Source organism: Kosakonia sp. Marseille-Q7440 (assembly GCF_965119485.1).
Map to the genome: position 1 here is coordinate 1,982,474 of NZ_CBCPLT010000001.1, position 17,238 is coordinate 1,999,711.

13 protein-coding genes are annotated in these 17,238 nt (G+C 58.5%); 5 read left to right on the forward strand and 8 right to left on the reverse strand.

Going from position 1 to position 17,238, the window contains the following annotated elements; all coding sequences use genetic code 11:
• Positions 1 to 118 precede the first annotated feature (118 nt).
• Genes fdnG through fdnI form a run of 3 tightly spaced genes read left to right on the forward strand, consistent with a single transcriptional unit; the run spans position 119 to position 4,712 of the window.
• A complete protein-coding gene (gene fdnG / locus ACWPW2_RS09200; RefSeq protein ID WP_454122570.1) occupies positions 119 to 3,166 on the forward strand; it encodes a formate dehydrogenase-N subunit alpha in 3,048 nt (1,015 codons plus the stop codon).
• A 12-nt stretch (positions 3,167 to 3,178) separates the two neighbouring features.
• Positions 3,179 to 4,063 carry a formate dehydrogenase subunit beta gene (gene fdxH / locus ACWPW2_RS09205; protein WP_454122572.1) on the forward strand — a complete coding sequence of 295 codons (885 nt, stop codon included), beginning with the start codon at positions 3,179 to 3,181 and terminating at the stop codon, positions 4,061 to 4,063.
• A complete protein-coding gene (gene fdnI, locus ACWPW2_RS09210; RefSeq protein WP_076769826.1) occupies positions 4,056 to 4,712 on the forward strand; it encodes a formate dehydrogenase-N subunit gamma in 657 nt (218 codons plus the stop codon). The genes fdxH and fdnI overlap by 8 nt, the downstream gene beginning before the upstream one ends.
• A gap of 365 nt (positions 4,713 to 5,077) precedes the next feature.
• On the opposite strand, the gene ACWPW2_RS09215 is transcribed toward fdnI, so the two are convergent.
• Positions 5,078 to 6,262 carry an MFS transporter gene (locus ACWPW2_RS09215; RefSeq protein ID WP_454122574.1) on the reverse strand — a complete coding sequence of 395 codons (1,185 nt, stop codon included), beginning with the start codon at positions 6,260 to 6,262 and terminating at the stop codon, positions 5,078 to 5,080.
• A gap of 109 nt (positions 6,263 to 6,371) precedes the next feature.
• Here ACWPW2_RS09215 and ACWPW2_RS09220 point away from each other — a divergent pair, with 109 nt between their 5' ends.
• Positions 6,372 to 7,283 carry a LysR family transcriptional regulator gene (locus tag ACWPW2_RS09220; protein WP_454122576.1) on the forward strand — a complete coding sequence of 304 codons (912 nt, stop codon included), beginning with the start codon at positions 6,372 to 6,374 and terminating at the stop codon, positions 7,281 to 7,283.
• A gap of 146 nt (positions 7,284 to 7,429) precedes the next feature.
• A complete protein-coding gene (gene araJ / locus ACWPW2_RS09225; protein WP_454122578.1) occupies positions 7,430 to 8,599 on the forward strand; it encodes an MFS transporter AraJ in 1,170 nt (389 codons plus the stop codon).
• A gap of 150 nt (positions 8,600 to 8,749) precedes the next feature.
• On the opposite strand, the gene ACWPW2_RS09230 is transcribed toward araJ, so the two are convergent.
• The 7 genes from ACWPW2_RS09230 to adhP form a co-directional block, all read right to left on the reverse strand.
• Complete coding sequence (locus tag ACWPW2_RS09230; protein ID WP_454122580.1) at positions 8,750 to 9,841, reverse strand: alkylhydroperoxidase domain protein; 1,092 nt, start codon at positions 9,839 to 9,841, stop codon at positions 8,750 to 8,752.
• Between the two features lie 9 nt (positions 9,842 to 9,850).
• Positions 9,851 to 10,840, reverse strand: a complete 990-nt coding sequence (locus ACWPW2_RS09235; RefSeq protein WP_454122582.1) for a putative FMN-dependent luciferase-like monooxygenase — start codon at positions 10,838 to 10,840, stop codon at positions 9,851 to 9,853.
• Positions 10,837 to 12,444 (reverse strand): dipeptide ABC transporter ATP-binding protein, encoded by a 1,608-nt coding sequence (locus ACWPW2_RS09240; protein WP_454122584.1) that lies wholly within the window; start codon positions 12,442 to 12,444, stop codon positions 10,837 to 10,839. The genes ACWPW2_RS09235 and ACWPW2_RS09240 overlap by 4 nt, the downstream gene beginning before the upstream one ends.
• Entirely contained in the window at positions 12,441 to 13,292 is an 852-nt protein-coding gene (locus ACWPW2_RS09245) for an ABC transporter permease (RefSeq protein WP_054803971.1), read from the reverse strand. Before ACWPW2_RS09245 ends, ACWPW2_RS09240 begins: the two co-directional genes overlap by 4 nt.
• Positions 13,289 to 14,233: an ABC transporter permease gene (locus ACWPW2_RS09250; RefSeq protein ID WP_023478638.1), complete on the reverse strand. Its 945-nt coding sequence runs from the start codon at positions 14,231 to 14,233 to the stop codon at positions 13,289 to 13,291. The genes ACWPW2_RS09245 and ACWPW2_RS09250 overlap by 4 nt, the downstream gene beginning before the upstream one ends.
• A 10-nt stretch (positions 14,234 to 14,243) precedes the next feature.
• Entirely contained in the window at positions 14,244 to 15,866 is a 1,623-nt protein-coding gene (locus ACWPW2_RS09255; RefSeq protein WP_313354043.1) for a TIGR04028 family ABC transporter substrate-binding protein, read from the reverse strand.
• A 170-nt stretch (positions 15,867 to 16,036) separates the two neighbouring features.
• Entirely contained in the window at positions 16,037 to 17,047 is a 1,011-nt protein-coding gene (gene adhP, locus ACWPW2_RS09260; RefSeq protein WP_454122587.1) for an alcohol dehydrogenase AdhP, read from the reverse strand.
• Positions 17,048 to 17,238 lie beyond the last annotated feature (191 nt).

The window sequence follows — 17,238 nt, forward strand, 5'->3', positions numbered from 1 at the left end:
CAACGGCAGCGACTATTAGGTGTCAGGCTCCCGGCGTTATTGATTTACCGCAATTATTAAACCCCGCGAAATGTTTAGTTTCCCCGCCGCAAGCGAAGATTGATTATTGAGGAAAGCAATGAACGTCAACCGCAGACAGTTTTTTCGTATCTGCGCGGGCGGGATGGCAGGAACCACGGTCGCTGCTTTAGGGTTCGCCCCGAAGATGGCACTGGCTCAGACGCGAAATTATAAATTACTGCGCGCAAAAGAGACCCGAAACTCCTGTACATACTGTTCCGTGGGTTGTGGGCTATTAATGTATAGCCTCGGCGATGGCGCAAAGAACGCCAGAGAAGCGATTTACCATATCGAAGGGGATCCGGATCATCCGGTCAGCCGGGGCGCGCTCTGCCCGAAAGGGGCGGGGCTGCTCGATTATGTCCACAGTGAAAACCGCCTGCGTTACCCCGAATACCGCGCGCCTGGCTCGGATAAATGGCAGCGTATCAGCTGGGATGAAGCGTTTAACCGTATCGCTCGCCTGATGAAAGCGGACCGCGATGCGCACTTTGTCGAAACCAACGACGCCGGAGTGAAGGTTAACCGCTGGCTCTCCACCGGCATGCTGTGCGCCTCGGCGGCAAGCAATGAAACGGGCATGCTGACGCAAAAATTTGTGCGCTCTCTCGGCATGCTGGCGGTAGATAACCAGGCGCGCGTCTGACACGGACCAACGGTAGCAAGTCTTGCTCCAACATTTGGTCGCGGTGCGATGACCAACCACTGGGTTGATATCAAAAACGCCAATGTGGTGATGGTGATGGGCGGCAACGCCGCTGAAGCCCACCCGGTCGGTTTCCGCTGGGCGATGGAAGCCAAAAACAACAATGACGCAACGCTTATCGTTGTCGATCCGCGCTTTACGCGCACGGCGTCGGTGGCGGATATCTATGCGCCGATCCGCTCCGGAACGGATATTACTTTCCTCTCCGGCGTGCTGCGATACCTGATTGAAAACAACAAGATCAACGCGGAATACGTCAGGCACTACACCAACGCCAGCCTGCTGGTGCGGGATGACTTTGCCTTCGAAGAGGGCTTGTTCAGCGGCTACGATGCTGAAAAACGGCAGTACGACAAAACGACGTGGAACTACCAGTTTGATGACAACGGCTATGCAAAACGCGATGAAACGCTGACCCATCCGCGCTGTGTCTGGAACCTGCTCAAAGAGCATGTTGACCGCTACACCCCGGAAACGGTGGAGAATATCTGCGGCACGCCGAAAGCGGACTTCCTGAAGGTGTGCGAGGTGCTCGCCTCGACCAGCGCCGTAGACAGAACCACGACGTTCCTCTACGCCCTGGGCTGGACGCAGCATACGGTCGGTGCGCAGAACATCCGCACCATGGCGATGATCCAGCTGCTGCTCGGCAATATGGGCATGGCTGGCGGCGGGGTTAACGCCCTGCGCGGCCATTCCAACATTCAGGGGCTGACGGATCTGGGTCTGCTCTCGACCAGCCTGCCGGGCTACCTGACGCTGCCGTCGGAAAAACAGACCGATCTGCAACAGTACCTGGCGGCGAATACGCCGAAAGCAATGCTGCCCGATCAGGTGAACTACTGGAGCAATTATCCGAAGTTCTTCGTCAGCCTGATGAAATCGTTCTATGGCGATGCGGCGCAACAAGAGAACGACTGGGGCTTCGACTGGCTGCCGAAGTGGGATCAATCCTACGACGTCATCAAATATTTCAACATGATGGCGAAAGGTGAAGTGACCGGCTACATCTGCCAGGGCTTCAACCCGGTGGCCTCCTTCCCGGATAAGAACAAGGTTGTCAGCACCCTGAGCAAGCTGAAGTACATGGTGGTGATCGATCCGCTGGTCACCGAAACCTCCAGCTTCTGGCAGAACCACGGCGAGATGAACGACGTTGACCCGTCGGCCATTGCAACGGAAGTGTTCCGTCTGCCCTCCACCTGTTTTGCGGAGGAGGATGGTTCGATTGCCAACTCCGGGCGCTGGCTGCAGTGGCACTGGAAAGGGCAGGATGCGCCGGGCGAAGCGCTTAACGACGGTGAGATCCTGGCGGGTATTTACCACCGGATGCGCGAAATGTACCGCACGGAAGGCGGTAAAGGCGCGGAGCCGCTGCTCAATATGTCCTGGCACTACAGCCAGCCGCATAACCCGCACTCCGAAGAGGTGGCAAAAGAGAACAACGGCTACGCGCTGGAAGATCTCTATGACACCAGCGGTCAACTTCTGGCGAAGAAAGGCCAGTTGCTGAACAGCTTTGCGCTGCTGCGTGATGATGGCTCCACCGCTTCGTCGTGCTGGATCTATGCGGGCAGCTGGACCGAGCAGGGCAACCAGATGGCAAACCGGGATAACGCCGATCCATCGGGGCTGGGCAACACGCTCGGCTGGGCCTGGGCGTGGCCGATGAACCGCCGGGTGCTCTATAACCGCGCGTCGGCGGATTTCCTGGGTAAACCCTGGGATGCGAAACGGATGCTGATCCAGTGGAACGGTACGAAGTGGGTCGGGAATGATATTCCGGACTACAACACCGCGCCGCCGGGAAGCAACACCGGGCCGTTTATCATGCAGCAGGAAGGGATGGGGCGTCTGTTTGCGCTCAATAAACTCGCCGAAGGGCCGTTCCCGGAACACTATGAACCGGTGGAAACGCCGCTCGGCACTAACCCGCTGCACCCGAATGTGGTCTCCAGCCCGGTGGTACGCATTTACGCAGAGGATGTGAAGCGTATGGGGAAAAAAGAGCACTTCCCTTATGTCGGCACTACCTATCGTCTGACGGAGCACTTCCACACCTGGACCAAGCACGCGCGGCTTAACGCCATTGCCCAGCCGGAGCAGTTTGTTGAAATCAGCGAAACGCTGGCCGCGGCAAAAGGCATCCGCAATGGCGATCGCGTTAAGGTCAGCAGCCAGCGCGGTTTTATTCGCGCGGTAGCGGTAGTGACAAGGCGTCTGCAAACCCTGCAGGTGCACGGTCAGCAGGTTGAGACTGTGGGCATTCCGCTGCACTGGGGCTTTGAAGGCGTAGCGCAGAAGGGGTATATCGCCAACACCCTGACGCCTAACGTCGGCGATGCGAACTCGCAAACGCCGGAATATAAAGCGTTTTTGGTCAATATCGAGAAGGCGTAAGGGCGCGACATTATGGTTATGGAAACTCAGGACATTATTAAACGCTCTGCGACCAACCCCGTCACGCCGCCACCGAGGGCGCGTGACTATAAAGCGGAGGTCGCCAAGCTTATCGATGTCTCCACCTGTGTGGGCTGCAAAGCCTGCCAGGTGGCCTGCTCGGAGTGGAACGACATCCGCGATGAGGTGGGGCACTGCGTCGGGGTCTATGACAACCCCGCCGATCTCAGCGCCAAATCCTGGACGGTGATGCGCTTTAGCGAAACCGAGCAGAACGGCAAGCTGGAGTGGCTGATCCGCAAAGATGGCTGCATGCACTGCGCGGAGCCGGGCTGCCTGAAGGCGTGCCCCTCTGCTGGCGCAATTATTCAGTACGCGAACGGTATCGTCGACTTTCAGCAGGAGAACTGCATCGGCTGCGGTTACTGCATCGCCGGGTGTCCATTTAATGTCCCGCGCCTCAGTAAAGAGGATAACCGGGTCTATAAATGTACGCTCTGCGTCGATCGCGTCAGCGTCGGCCAGGAGCCCGCCTGCGTGAAGACCTGCCCGACTGGCGCTATTCATTTCGGCACCAAAAAGGAGATGCTGGAACTTGGCGAGCAGCGCGTTGAGAAGCTGAAAGCGCGCGGTTACAGCCATGCGGGAATCTACAATCCGCAGGGCGTGGGCGGCACGCATGTGATGTATGTGCTGCATCATGCCGATCGACCACAGCTTTATCATGAACTGCCCAACGATCCGCATATCGATACGGCGGTTGGGCTGTGGAAAGGGGTGCTGAAACCGCTGTCGGCGGCAGGCTTCCTTGCCACGTTCGCCGGGCTGATTTACCACTACATTGGCATTGGCCCCAATAAAGAGGTGGATGACGAAGAGGAAGATCATCATGAGTAAGTCGAAAATGATTGTGCGCACTAAATTTATCGATCGCGCCTGTCACTGGACGGTGGTGATCTGCTTCTTTCTGGTGGCGCTCTCCGGCATCTCCTTCTTCTTTCCGACGCTGCAGTGGCTGACGGAAACCTTCGGCACACCGCAGATGGGGCGCATTTTGCATCCTTTCTTCGGAGTGGTGATCTTCCTGGCGCTGATGTTTATGTTCGTGCGCTTCGTGCATCACAACATCCCGGACAAGAAAGACTGGCCGTGGGTGAAAAATATCGTTGAGGTACTGAAGGGCAACGAACACAAAGTGGCGAAGGTCGGCAAGTATAATGCCGGGCAGAAGATGATGTTCTGGACCATTATGAGCATGATGACCGTGCTGCTGGTCACCGGTGTGGTGATCTGGCGTCCGTACTTTGCCCACTGCTTTCCGATACAGGTCATTCGCTACAGCCTGCTGCTGCACGCGACCTCGGCGATTATTTTGATCCACGCCATCCTGATCCATATGTATATGGCTTTCTGGGTGAAAGGCTCGATCAAAGGCATGATCGAAGGCAAAGTGAGCCGCCGGTGGGCGATGAAGCACCATCCGCGCTGGTATCGCGACGTCGAACGTCTCGAAGCGAAAAAAGAGAGTACGGAAGGCATTAAGTAATTCGCTAACCGCTCCGGCATCGTGTCCGGAGCGGTTTTTTAGCTGCGCCTGATTACGCTCTATTCCCGCGTTGCCGCGCGACTCAACGCAACGTAATCTTCTCTTTTCTCCATCCATTCCCATCATCTCCTCCCTGGCTTTGTGCTGCGAAAATTAGCAATCCGCCATCATGCAAACAACGTCCTTTCTTCAGGCTTGTGCAGAAATTGCGAGGTCGCTTCCTGAATAAAGCAACGCTATGCAAACGGTGAAAATCTTTGCGAGGCATCTTCCAGAATCCTGCATTCCCTTTGGTTTTCCTGGTGACGGCGCGCGGCGTTATGACGATGATGGCGCCCGGCGAGGAGCGTGCCGGGCGCTTTTTGTTATGGGTGTGACGCTGCGCTGCGTAGGGCCAGCTTCCTCTGCAACAGCGGCACCAGCAGAGGAAAAAGAAGGGCACTGAGGGCGCAAACTATCAGCAACGGTTGCAGAGCGTCGAGGGTCAGCGCCCGGGCGGAGAGCAGCCACGAAGAGAGTGAAAATGCGGCGGTGGTGGCGAGGTGCATCAGCGCCGTTTGCAAGGAGCTAAATCCTGCGCGTTGTGCATTATCCGGGAACTGCAGGGTGAGCACCGATGAAGAGACCAGGCGGCTGTAGGCCGCTGCGAGAAACAGCACCATAAAAAGCCAGGGATTAGCGTAGTGCAGCGCCGGAATAAGCAGGCTGGCAACAAACAGGGCGCTGGAGGTCAGCGCCAGCGTCAGGGTGGTATAGCGTTGTGTGAGCAGACCGGTAAACCGGGTCGCGAGATACCCGGCGATGCCACCGGCAAAAAAGAGCCAGGCAAGCTCTGTGACCGTTGCGCCAAGCAGTTGCAACAGCGGCACCAGCAGAGGAATGAGCAGCATCGGGCTGAACTGCACCAGCGCATTGCCGGAGGCGAAGAGCAGCGTCTGCGCATCAAGGGCGATCTTCTTGCGTGTGGCTGAGATTACCTGCTGCGCGGGAATAAAGCGCACGATCAGAACCAGAGCTACAAGGCAGCAGGCGCTGATTGAAAGCAGTGAAATTTTCCACCCCCAGCGTGAGCAGATAAACAACACCGCTGGCATGCCGACAATGCTGATCATGGAAAACGCGGCGATCACCGTCGACACCATTTTGCCGCGCAGCTGTGCTGGCGCGGCATTGATCAACAGGCTTATGGCTACACCCATGGTTGTGCCGCCGACCAGCCCGGCAAAAAAGCGCAGCGCCAGCAGCACGCCAAAGTGGGTAGTGAGAGTCGTCATGGCAGTCAGCATGCACAGCAGCGCCATATTGCTCAGTAAAAAACGCTTCTGATTGATTGCGCCGATGAAGTAGAACGCGATCGCTCCGGAGAACATCGCGGCGAGCGTGTAGGCAGCAGAGACATAGCCGGAGAAGGCGAGCGGAACCGCAAAGGACGGAGCCATAAAGGCGAATATTGGATTGAAGGCCATATATTCCAGCGCGTTGGCGAACTGGATAAAGGAGATTACGATGGCCATGCTGGTAAGCGTCCGGGAGGCATTTTGTTGTGACATAAGCAACGAGTTAAACCTGTAAAAAAGAGGAGCAGGCACTCTAATACCTGGCGGTTTTGAGAATAAGCCGGTAAAAATGACCATCATTGTTATCAAAAGTGGGATAAAAATGCGGACAGGGCTGGATTTTACCGCGCTGAAGATTTTCTGTGCGGTGGTAGATAAAGGGAGTTTTGTGGCGGCGGCGAAGGCGCTGACCATGCCGACATCGAACGTCAGCCGGACGGTTGCCCGGCTTGAAGAGATGCTCAACGTGCAGCTTATTGAGCGCACAACCCGTCACCGTAAACTGACACCCTCCGGGCAGCTTCTCTATACGCGCTCAAAGCCGCTGCTTGAGTCGCTGGAGCAGACGGAGGCGGAGTTGATGTCGCGCCAGGTGCAGCTAAAAGGGCCGCTACGCATTTGCATTCCGAGCGAGATGGGGCCGGCGCTGCTCGGCGATCTGCTGGCGGATTTCGCCTGCCGTTACCCGGAACTGGAGATCAGTTGCATAACCAATCTTTCCGGCTTCGAATCCCTGCGCGAAGAGGTGGATCTCGCCGTTATCGTTACCCGTGGCGATCTGGATGACAGCGACTACATTGCCCGGCCTCTGGCGACCTTTCCCTGCAACATCGTGGCTGCGCCTGCGTTAATTGAGCGTTACGGTCTGCCGGTTTCCATCCGCCAGTTTGAAACCTTACCCTGCATTACCACCGTCAGCGCGCTGAACGGCGCAGCCTGGCAATTTGTCGATGCCGCGGGCAAGCATGAGGTGGTCAACGTGAAAGGGCATTACCGCGTCAACAGTGGTGAAATGGCCTTCAAAGCTGCGCTGGCGGGTGTGGGGTTCGCCATTCTGTCAAAACAGGCCTGCCATCAGCCGATTAATGAGGGGCGTCTGGTAGAGATCGTCTTCCCGCAGGCGGCAGCGCCGCTGCGTCTGGTTGCGATCTACTCCAGCCGCCGCTATCTGCCGGTCAAAACGCGGGCGTTGATTGATTTTCTGCAGCAGGGGCTGCAAAGCCCCGTTGATTAAACAGGGGCTGCAAAGCCCCGTTGATTAAACAGGGGCAGAAAAACTGTATTCATGGATTAAAACGTCAGCGGACGGGTTTCAACTGGTCTGCCTTACGCGAATGGTCAATAATGCCCGTCGCAAACTTTTAACAAGTGGTTAGTGGTATGAAAAAAACGGTTTTTTCGTTGGCACTTGCGACCTTTGGTCTTGGGATGGCTGAGTTCGGTATTATGGGCGTGTTGACCGAACTTGCGAATAATGTCGGGATCTCCATTCCGTCGGCGGGGCATATGATCTCCGCCTATGCGGCGGGGGTGGTGATTGGCGCGCCGATCATGGCGATGTTCTCCAACCGCTTCTCGCTGAAAAATGTGCTGCTCTTTCTGGTGGCGCTCTGCTTTGTCGGCAATACGATTTTCACCTTCTCCAGCGCATATCCGATGCTGGTGATTGGCCGGCTGATCTCAGGTTTTCCACACGGCGCTATCTTTGGCGTCGGTGCCATTATCCTCTCGAAAATCGCGCCGCCGGGGAAAGTGACGATGGCGGTAGCCGGGATGATCGCCGGGATGACCGTCGCTAACCTGATCGGTATTCCTCTTGGTACATGGATTGGGCATCTCTTTAGCTGGCGTTACACCTTTGTGCTGATCTCGCTCTTTTTCGTGCTGGTGCTGGTATCGGTCATTTTCTGGGTGCCGAGTCTCTATGACACCGCGCCGACCCGCCTGAGCGAACAGTTTCACTTTCTGAAGAAACCGGAGCCGTGGCTCATCTTCGCCGCCACCATGTTCGGCAATGCCGGGGTGTTTGCCTGGTTCAGCTACGTGAAGCCCTTTATGGTGAGCGTCTCCGGCTTTTCACAAAATGCCATGACGCTGATTATGATGCTGATGGGGCTGGGGATGGTGCTGGGGAACATGTTCAGCGGCAGAGTGTCGGCGAGATTCAGCCCAATACGCATCGCGGCAGCGACCGAACTGGTGATCATGCTGGCGATGGTGGCGCTGTTTTTCCTCGGCGACAGCAAAGCGGGGGCGCTCTCGTTGGGCTTCATCTGCTGCGCCGGCCTCTTTGCGCTCTCTGCGCCGCTGCAAATCATGCTGCTGCAAAATGCGAAGGGGGGCGAAATGCTGGGTGCCGCAGGTGGGCAGATGGCGTTTAATTTCGGTAACGCGGTGGGGGCATGGTTTGGCGGGCTGATTTTCGCCTTCGGTTTTAGCTATAACTATCTGGCGCTGCCAGCGGCGGTGCTGACCTTTGCCGCGCTAACCTCGCTGCTGATTTATAACCGTCGTATCGCCAGACATCAGGCAGAAGTGGTGACAGTGTAACGCAATGCCGATGTGAGGGGTTGAGGCACGATGATAAAACGCCGGATGGCGGCTTTGCCTTATCCGGCCTGCGGGAGATAAAAGGTTGCGGGGTTTCGTAGGTCGGATAAGCGTAGCGCCATCCGACACGAGGCTACGTCAGGAACGTTTCTACGGCACGAACGGTTCGCCCAGGGTTAACATCAGCCGGTTGGCCCAGGCAAAAAAGGCGGCGGACTGAATAAGATCCAGCTGCTCAAGCGTATCCAGTCCCTCGCTGTCAAGGCGCGTTATATGGTTTCTGGTCAGCGCTGGCGGGGTCACGGAGAGCGCGGCGGCGGCGTCAATTCCCGCCTGCCAGCGCGCTGATTGCCCCTCATGTAACGCGCCGCCTGGCGCCACCGCCAGCAACCTCTCTACGGCGTTATCCTCCTTTGATAACTGGCTGGTTTTGCGTGCGTGTACCGAGGCGCAATAGATACAGCCATTCACCTTACTTGCGACCGTCGCGGCCAGTTCGCGCTCGGCACGCGGCAGGCCACCGGGCGTATAAAAGATCCCTTTATCCGTTAGCGTGCGCTGCTCAAGCACCGGCAGGTTGCGTCCCAGCAGACGAAAATAGTCGGAATTACTGTGGCCAAACCTGGCGAGAACGGCCTGCTCATCCACACTGAACTCTTCCAGCGGTTTTGCGGCGATCCATGGCTCCCAGCCCAACTCCTGCTGCGTGAAACGCACCGGCGCCACTTTGCCGCTTCGCGTTTGCGCACTTGTGTGCCAGCTGCCTGCGACAACAGGAGCGTCATTACGTAATACCGGTTTGCCATTCAGGAGACGCAGCCCGGCAAGCAGGCGGCTCTGAAAACTGACAAAGGCGATCAGTTGCGCCAGCGTAACGATATTTTCTGCAGTCCAGCCCGCGGCCTGCAGGCTGTTTAGCGCCTCCGGCGTCGCTTTAACCGGCGAGAAGGTGAGCAGGCGCGCAAACTCAATCGCGGGTGCCAGCTGCGCTGACGTCGGATCGGTCAGACCCAGGCCCGCATAGTGCGCGGCGAGATCGTCCGCGTTATGCCATTTCGCCACCTTGGCCGCCACGCTAAAGCGCGCCTCGGCAGAGAAAGTTTCATCATGGGTGGTAAAAAGTGCGTCGTAGCTGCCTTGCGCATGTCGCGTTGCTGCCTCGCGGGTCTGGCGGGCGGCGGCGAGGGCAGATGAAGGGGCGATCCCGGCCAGATCGGCGAGAATATCGTGACTTAAGCTCATGGTGACTCCTTATAAAATATGCGGCGCAATATGCCCGGCAATCAGTTCAATAGAACGCAGCGTGTCCGCATGGGAAGGCTCCACCGAGTGCACCTGGAAAGAGATATCCGTGGCGCGCAGCAGCACGGAATCCTGCTGGAGCGAGGCGAGAACGGTTTGCGGATCGCCAATATGCGCGTCGAACTGCTGGATATAATCCGTGACGTTGTCACCGATGAGTGTATGACCTGCGGCGCGATGCTGCTCTGCCTGGCGGGTCAAACCCGGCGTGGCGACCTGAAGCGCATACGCGGTGGTATCAGCAACAAACGCGGTGCGGGAGGCGAGAATACGCGGCGCAACGCCGTCTGGCAGGGCATCGAGATAGGCATCGACTATCGGATTCTGAATCTCATCCAGCCTTAAGCGAGGTTTATCAGCAGGGCGCGGCTGCGTGCGCGAGAGCATCAAACCGTGTCCGGCCCGCGCGGCACGCACCGCGCCCTCAATAGAAAAGGTCGCGATCCAGACCCGCTCCGTCAGCTGCGGTGCCGGCGGATAAAGATGATTATCCGGATGGGCGAGCGAATCGCCGCGCCAGGCGCTCTGAATCAGATGCAGTGACTCCTCAAATACCGCGGCACGTTGATCAATCGTCAGGCCAAATGGCAGAAACGATGTCGGCGTGCCGCCGGAACCAAAGCCGACTTCCAGCCGCCCATCCGCCAGCAAGTCCAGTACCGCCGCGTCCTCCGCTACGCGCAGCGGATTTTCCAGCGGCAGGGTGATAATCGCCGTACCGAGGCGAATGGTCTGCGTATGCGCCGCCGCATGGGCGAGGAAAAGCAGCGGCGAGGGTAATCCACCCTCATGCTCATGAAAGTGGTGCTGGGCGATCCACGCACTGTCAAAGCCGTGACGCTCAGCGTGGCGGATCTGCTCTGTCGCCAGGCGATAGCGCTCTTTAGGCGGCGCGTTATCCAGTAGACGGGTAAAAAAGCCCAGGCGTTTTCGCGTCATGCGAACTCCTCCGTAGCGGGTTGAAAATGGGGAATGGCGTCAATAAGCTCGCGGGTGTAAGCATCCTGCGGCGCGGCGAACAGCGCCTCGACGCTGCCGTGCTCAACCACCCGGCCGTTGCGCAGTACCGTGACGCTATGCCCGATACGCCGTACCGTCGCCAAGTCATGGGTGATAAACAGATAGGTCAACCCCAGTTGCTGCTGGAGTTGCTGAAGCAGAGCGAGGATCTGCGCCTGCACCGTCACATCCAGCGCGGAGGTGGCTTCATCCAGCACCAGAATGGAGGGCTCCAGAATCAAGGCTCGTGCAATCGCCACACGCTGGCGCTGCCCGCCAGAGAGTTCACGGGCGCGGCGGCTCAGAAGTTCAACGGGTAAGGCAACCCGACCGGCGACCGCCTCGACCCGCGCTCTGCGCGTCGCTTTATCCACCGGCGCGAAATTTTTCAGCGGCTCTTCGATGATTTCAAACAGCGTCTGGCGCGGATCGAGCGAGGCGAAGGGGTTCTGATAAACGAACTGGATCTCGCGTCGCAGCTGGCGACGCGCCTCGCGGTTCAGGTGCGTGACGTCACTGCCGTTAATTACCACCGTTCCGCTGTCCGCCTGCTCGAAACCAAGCAGAATACGCGCCAGGGTCGTTTTACCGGAGCCGGATTCGCCCACCAGCGCATGGGTGCTGCCGCGGCATACCTCAAAACTTACCGCCTCCAGCGCCTGCAATGTATGGCCTTTACCCAGCGAAAACTGTTTGGCGATCCCCTGCAGGCGAATCGCCGGGAGGGCGAGAGGATCGCCGGACACCGGGGCGATGGTCAGAGCCTCGCCGCGTACATCGCTAAGCAACTGTCGCGTATAGGGGTGGCGCGGTGCGCGAAGGATAGCGCTGGTATCCCCGTGCTCCTGGATCTCGCCATTCCGAAACACCAGCAACCGGTCGGCGCGTTCGGCGGCCAGCGCCAGATCATGGGTGACAAACAGCACCGCAGTGCCCGATTCGCGCCGCAGCGTGTCCAGCAGATCGAGGATCCGTTTTTGTACCGTGACGTCGAGAGCGCTGGTCGGCTCATCGGCAATAATCACTTCCGGTTGCAGCGCAATGGCGATGGCAATCAACACGCGCTGCTTCATACCACCGGAGAGCTGATGAGGATATTGCGCCATGCGCTGCTCCGGGTGACTCAGCCCCACTTTGTGCAATAGCGAGAGCACCTGCGCGTTGCGCTCGGCAGCGCTCAGTTGGCGGTGCAGGCGCAGCACTTCGCCGACCTGCTCGCCAATGGTTTTTACCGGATTGAGGGCGTTACCCGGATCCTGCGGCACCAGGCTTATGCGCGCGCCGCGCAGGCTGTCGAGACGCTTCGCCGACCAGTGGCTGATGGTTTCGCCATTGAGCACGATCTCGCCCCGATCGCGGCGGGCATTCTCTGCCAACAGGCCAATGATCGCCTGCGCGGTGGTGGTTTTCCCCGAGCCGGATTCACCGACAAACGCCAGCATCTCGCCGCGCTTGAGGCTGAAGCTGACGTTATGTACCACTTCGCGCCACGCCTGCCCGGTGCGGTAGCTGAGGGTCAAATTTTCTACGGACAGAAGCGTCATGCGTGGCCTCCACTGAGCTGACGACTGATGCGGTTGACGGCCAGTACTACCATGATCACCACCAGCCCCGGGAAGGTCGTCAGCCACCAGGCGGTAGATAAGTAGTTGCGCCCTTCGGCGATCAGCAATCCCCACTCCGGTACCGGCGGCGGGGTACCGTAACCCAGAAAGCTGAGGGTCGAGAGCGCCAGGATGGCCTGACCAAACTGCAGGGTGGCAAAGGCCACCACGGCGGTAAGCGAATTGGGCAAGATATGCCGCCACACCACTGTCCAGAAGGTGCCGCCGCTGCCCCAGGCAGCTTCGACATAATCGGTGTGGCGAACGCGCACCACTTCGCCGCGGGCGAGCCGCGCGAAGCTGGCAACAGAGGCGACGCCGACGGCGATGGCCGCATTCACCGTTCCGAAGCCCAGCAAAATAATCACCGTCAGGGATAAGAGCAGGGACGGGATGGCGAGCAGCACATCCACCAGACGCATCAGAATCGACTCCACCCGACCGGCAAACGCGCCGGCCAGCACACCGATCAGCGTGCCCACTACCAGCCCCATGGTGACGGCGGCCAGCGCGGCGGAGAGCGAGTGCCTGGCACCGTAAACAATCCGGGCGTAGAGATCGCGACCCAACTGGTCGGTGCCGAGCCAGTGTCCGGCCTGCGGCGCAAGCCGCTGCGCACCGGCGACGCCTTCTTCCGGGTTCCAGCCGGTGAACAGTGCCGGGAAAAAGGCGGCCAGCAGCGCCGCAATGAGAACCAGCCACGCGAGCCATAAGCCCGGTTGCCAGCGCAACGGGCTGCGTAGCGGTGTGCGTTTTTGGGCCGCCGCCGCATAATCAACCAGACTCATGACGCGCCTCCGGTGACCGTTTGCAACCGCGGGTCAAACCACGGCATCAGTAAATCCACCAACAGATTGATCAGCACAAAGCCGAGTGCGGAGATCATCACTACCGCCTGAAGCACCGCAATATCCTGGTTATTGACCGCCTGCTGCGTAAGCTGGCCCAGCCCGGCACGACCAAACACGGTTTCGGTGATCAATGCGCCAGCAATCAGTTCACCGAGCAGCAAACCGGCGATATTGAGCACCGGCAGCAGGGCGTTGCCCAGCACATGCCGCCACAACACGCCGGTTTCGCTCATCCCTTTTGCCCGCGCCACGCCGACAAAGGGCTGAACCGATACCTGATCGATGCTGCGCATCAGGATCTGCGCCAGCGGCGCGGAGATCGGGATCGCCACGGTGATAATCGGCAGGATCAGCCCCTGCAACGGCGACGGGTTAATCACCGGAATCAGCCGCAGCTGGAAGGAGAAGAGCTGAATAAGTGCGATGCCGAGCCAGAAGGTCGGCAGCGAGATAAAGAGCACCGGCAGGGACTGGAACACGTTGCTCAGCCAGCGCAGCGCCGGCAAGCGCGAGGCGACCGCCAGGGTAAAGGCCAGCACCGCCGCCAGTAAGAAGGCGGGCAGTGCCAGTGTCAGGGTGTCGGGCAGGTTACTGGCGATCAGCTCGCTCACTGGCACCCCGGCCTGTACGGAGTAACCAACATCGCCGCGCAGCATGGCAAACAGCGTGTGGAAATATTGCTGCCACAGCGGGCTATCCGCGCCGTAAGCAACCCGCATCTCCTCGATTTGCGCCGGGCTAAGGCCCAGGTCCGGGTTCTGAAATTTAATCAGTACCGCATCGCCGGGCAGCACCTGGAGCAGAAAAAAAGAGAGGGTAAAGGCGGCCCATAGCACCAGCAGCCCTTGCCCGACGCGTCGCAGCAGATAGTGGCTCATCACGATCCCCTTACTCTTTCTCGATCCAGGCGCCATAGAATGAGGGGCGTCCGACGGCTTCAAAGGCAACGCCTTTCACCGATGGCGCACCGGCAAACACCTGCGGCTCTTCAAAGATAGGGATCACATAGGCGTTATCGAGCAGGTAGCGCTGCGCATCGCCGGTGAGTTGCAGCCGTTTTTGCGGGTCTACTTCGGCTGAAATCGCCGTCAGCTTGTCATTAAGCTGGTCGTCGCGGAAATTCTTCACTTTGTCGCTGGAGCCGCCTTTTTGCAGCAGCGCATCGCGGTTGGCCGGGAAGAACATACTTTTCACCACGTCCGGATCGGCACGGCCCACTTCAGAAACGGTTAATGGTGTTTTCAGCGGATCGAGGTTATCCAGCGTGCGGCTGCCAGCATCGCCTGCTTTTACGCTCAGAGCCACGCCGACCTGTTTCCACTGTTGCGCCACCAGTTGCAGCACCTCTTTGTTTTGCGGCTGCGGCAGTGACTCATACACCGTCAGCGCCAGCCGCTGCCCCTCTTTTGCACGTACGCCGTCCGCGCCAGTTTTCCAGCCTGCTTCATCAAGCAGTTGGTTAGCCTTTGCCGGATCAAACGCCAGTTTGTCGCTGAGATTGACATACCCGGCGGCGGAGGCCGCGATCACCGAGGTGGCCTGCGGATAGTTGCGGGAGAAGAGGGTTTCAACCACCTGCTTCGCATTGGTGGCATGCAGTAGCGCCTGACGTACACGCAGGTCGGCGACCAGCGGGTTGTCCGGGCGGAAACTGAGGCTGTCATTGACGCCGCGCGTCGGTGCTGCATAGATGGTAAAGCCCTGGTCGGTGGCCTGCTTCTCGTCGTAGGCCTGAACCTGGCGGATAAACCCGGCCTGGCCTGCCAGCAGCGCGCCAATGCGCACGCTATCTTCCGGCGTGACAATGATTTTTATGCCGTCGAGATTGGCCGGGCCTTGCTGGGCGATATTTTTCGGCCCCCAGCGGTAATCTTTACGCGCCGTGAGGGTCACTTCACGGCCGAGTTTCTCATCGCTGACCACAAACGGTCCGGAGCCAATAATATGCCGCGCATCGCCCAGCGAATCGAAGCTGCGTTGCAGTGTGCTAAGGGAGACCAGGCCGGAGCCGATGGTCGCCGTGCCCTGCAGGAACCCCGGCGAGGGTTTTTTGAAGTAAAACTTCACGGTATGCGCATCGATCACTTCACTGTGGTCGTAGTTGTTGATCACCTCTGAGACCGGCAGGCGCTGCGCTTTATTCCCCAGCCCGTAGGTATCGAAGTTTTTCGCCACTGCTGTTGCATCCAGCGGCGTGCCATCGGAGAAGGTCACACCGGGGCGAATTTTGAAGGTGTACTCCGTTTTGTCGGCATTGCTGCTCCAGCTTTCGGCGATCCACGGCTCCACCTCCAGCGTTTTGGGGTTCTGCCAGGTGAGTTTGTCGGTAATTTGATTGAGGATGCCGCCATTCGGGTAGAAACCGCCTGCCGGGGGGTAAAGGTTGGTGTGTGCCTGCTGTTCAAGATAGATCAGCGTGCCGCCTTTAACCGGCGTTTGCGCTGCCTGGCTCAGCAGCGGAGCAGCCGCGATCAACGCCGCTAACAGCGGTCTACGAAAAGGGAAGCGCATGGTGAATTCCTTTGTTATCTCTTGTTTTAACGTCGCCTTCATCATCCGGGGAGCGTCAGAACAAGGGAACAAAGGAAATGAGATAAGCTTTTCAGGAAAGCGCAAAACAGCGGGATGGGGCTGAAGCCGCAAGAGCGGTGCAGGGCGCGAACACCCTGCACCGTGTGCGATCAATGACGTAAATCGATCACCATACGGCCACGGATCTGGCCCTGTTCCATCTCTTTAAAGATGGCGTTGATATCTTCCAGCGGGCGCAGCGCCACTTTCGGCACCACTTTCCCTTCGGCGGCGAACTGGAATGCTTCGGTAAGATCCTGACGGGTGCCGACCAGCGAACCCACCACCTGAATGCCGTCCAGCACCAGACGCGGAATATCGAGGCTCATCGCTTCCGGCGGCAGACCAACGGCGACCACGCGTCCACCGGCGCGCACGGCGTCGACCGCCGAGTTGAAGGCCGCTTTCGCCACGGCGGTAACCACGGCCGCATGTGCACCGCCGGTTTTCTCCTGCACCACTTTCGCCGCATCTTCGCTGCGCGAGTTAATGGTCAGATCGGCTCCCATGCTGGCGGCAAGCTTAAGCTGCTCTTCATTCACATCAATGGCGATCACTTTGGCATTAAAGACATTTTTCGCATACTGCAACGCCAGGTTGCCGAGGCCGCCCAGACCATAAATCGCGATCCACTGGCCCGGCTTAATCTGCGACACTTTCACCGCTTTATAGGTGGTGACACCCGCGCAGGTGATGCTGCTGGCTTCCGCAGAGCCAAGGCCGTCCGGCACTTTTACCGCGTAATCCGCTACCACAATGCACTCCTGCGCCATGCCGCCATCGGCGGTATAACCAGCGTTCACCACTTCGCGGCACAGGGTTTCATTGCCGCTGTTGCAATATTCGCAGTGGCCGCAGCCCTGGAAAAACCACGCAACAGAGGCGCGATCGCCTGGTTTCAGCGAGGTGACGCCTTCGGCGATCTCGGTAACGATGCCAATCCCTTCATGACCGAGGATCACCCCGGTCTTGTCGCCAAAATCACCGTTTTTAACATGCAGATCGGTGTGGCATACGCCGCAACACTCCATTTTCAGCAGCGCTTCGCCATGTTTCAGCGGGCGCAGCGTCTTCTCTGCAATAGCAACCTGGTGATCCTGAGTAACAACGGCAGCTTTCATCTTTAATCTCCTTGCTGGCAAAAGTACGGTGAAGCGCTATCGCCTCATCCCTCAATACCCCTTAAGAGTTAATGGTTTAGGTCAGGGATTCAATAGTCTGGCAACAGAATGACATACTTTGCCGCCATTACCCTTATATCAGGTAGGGTAAATGGTTGGTAATCAGACGGTTAACGTGGTTACAAAACGTG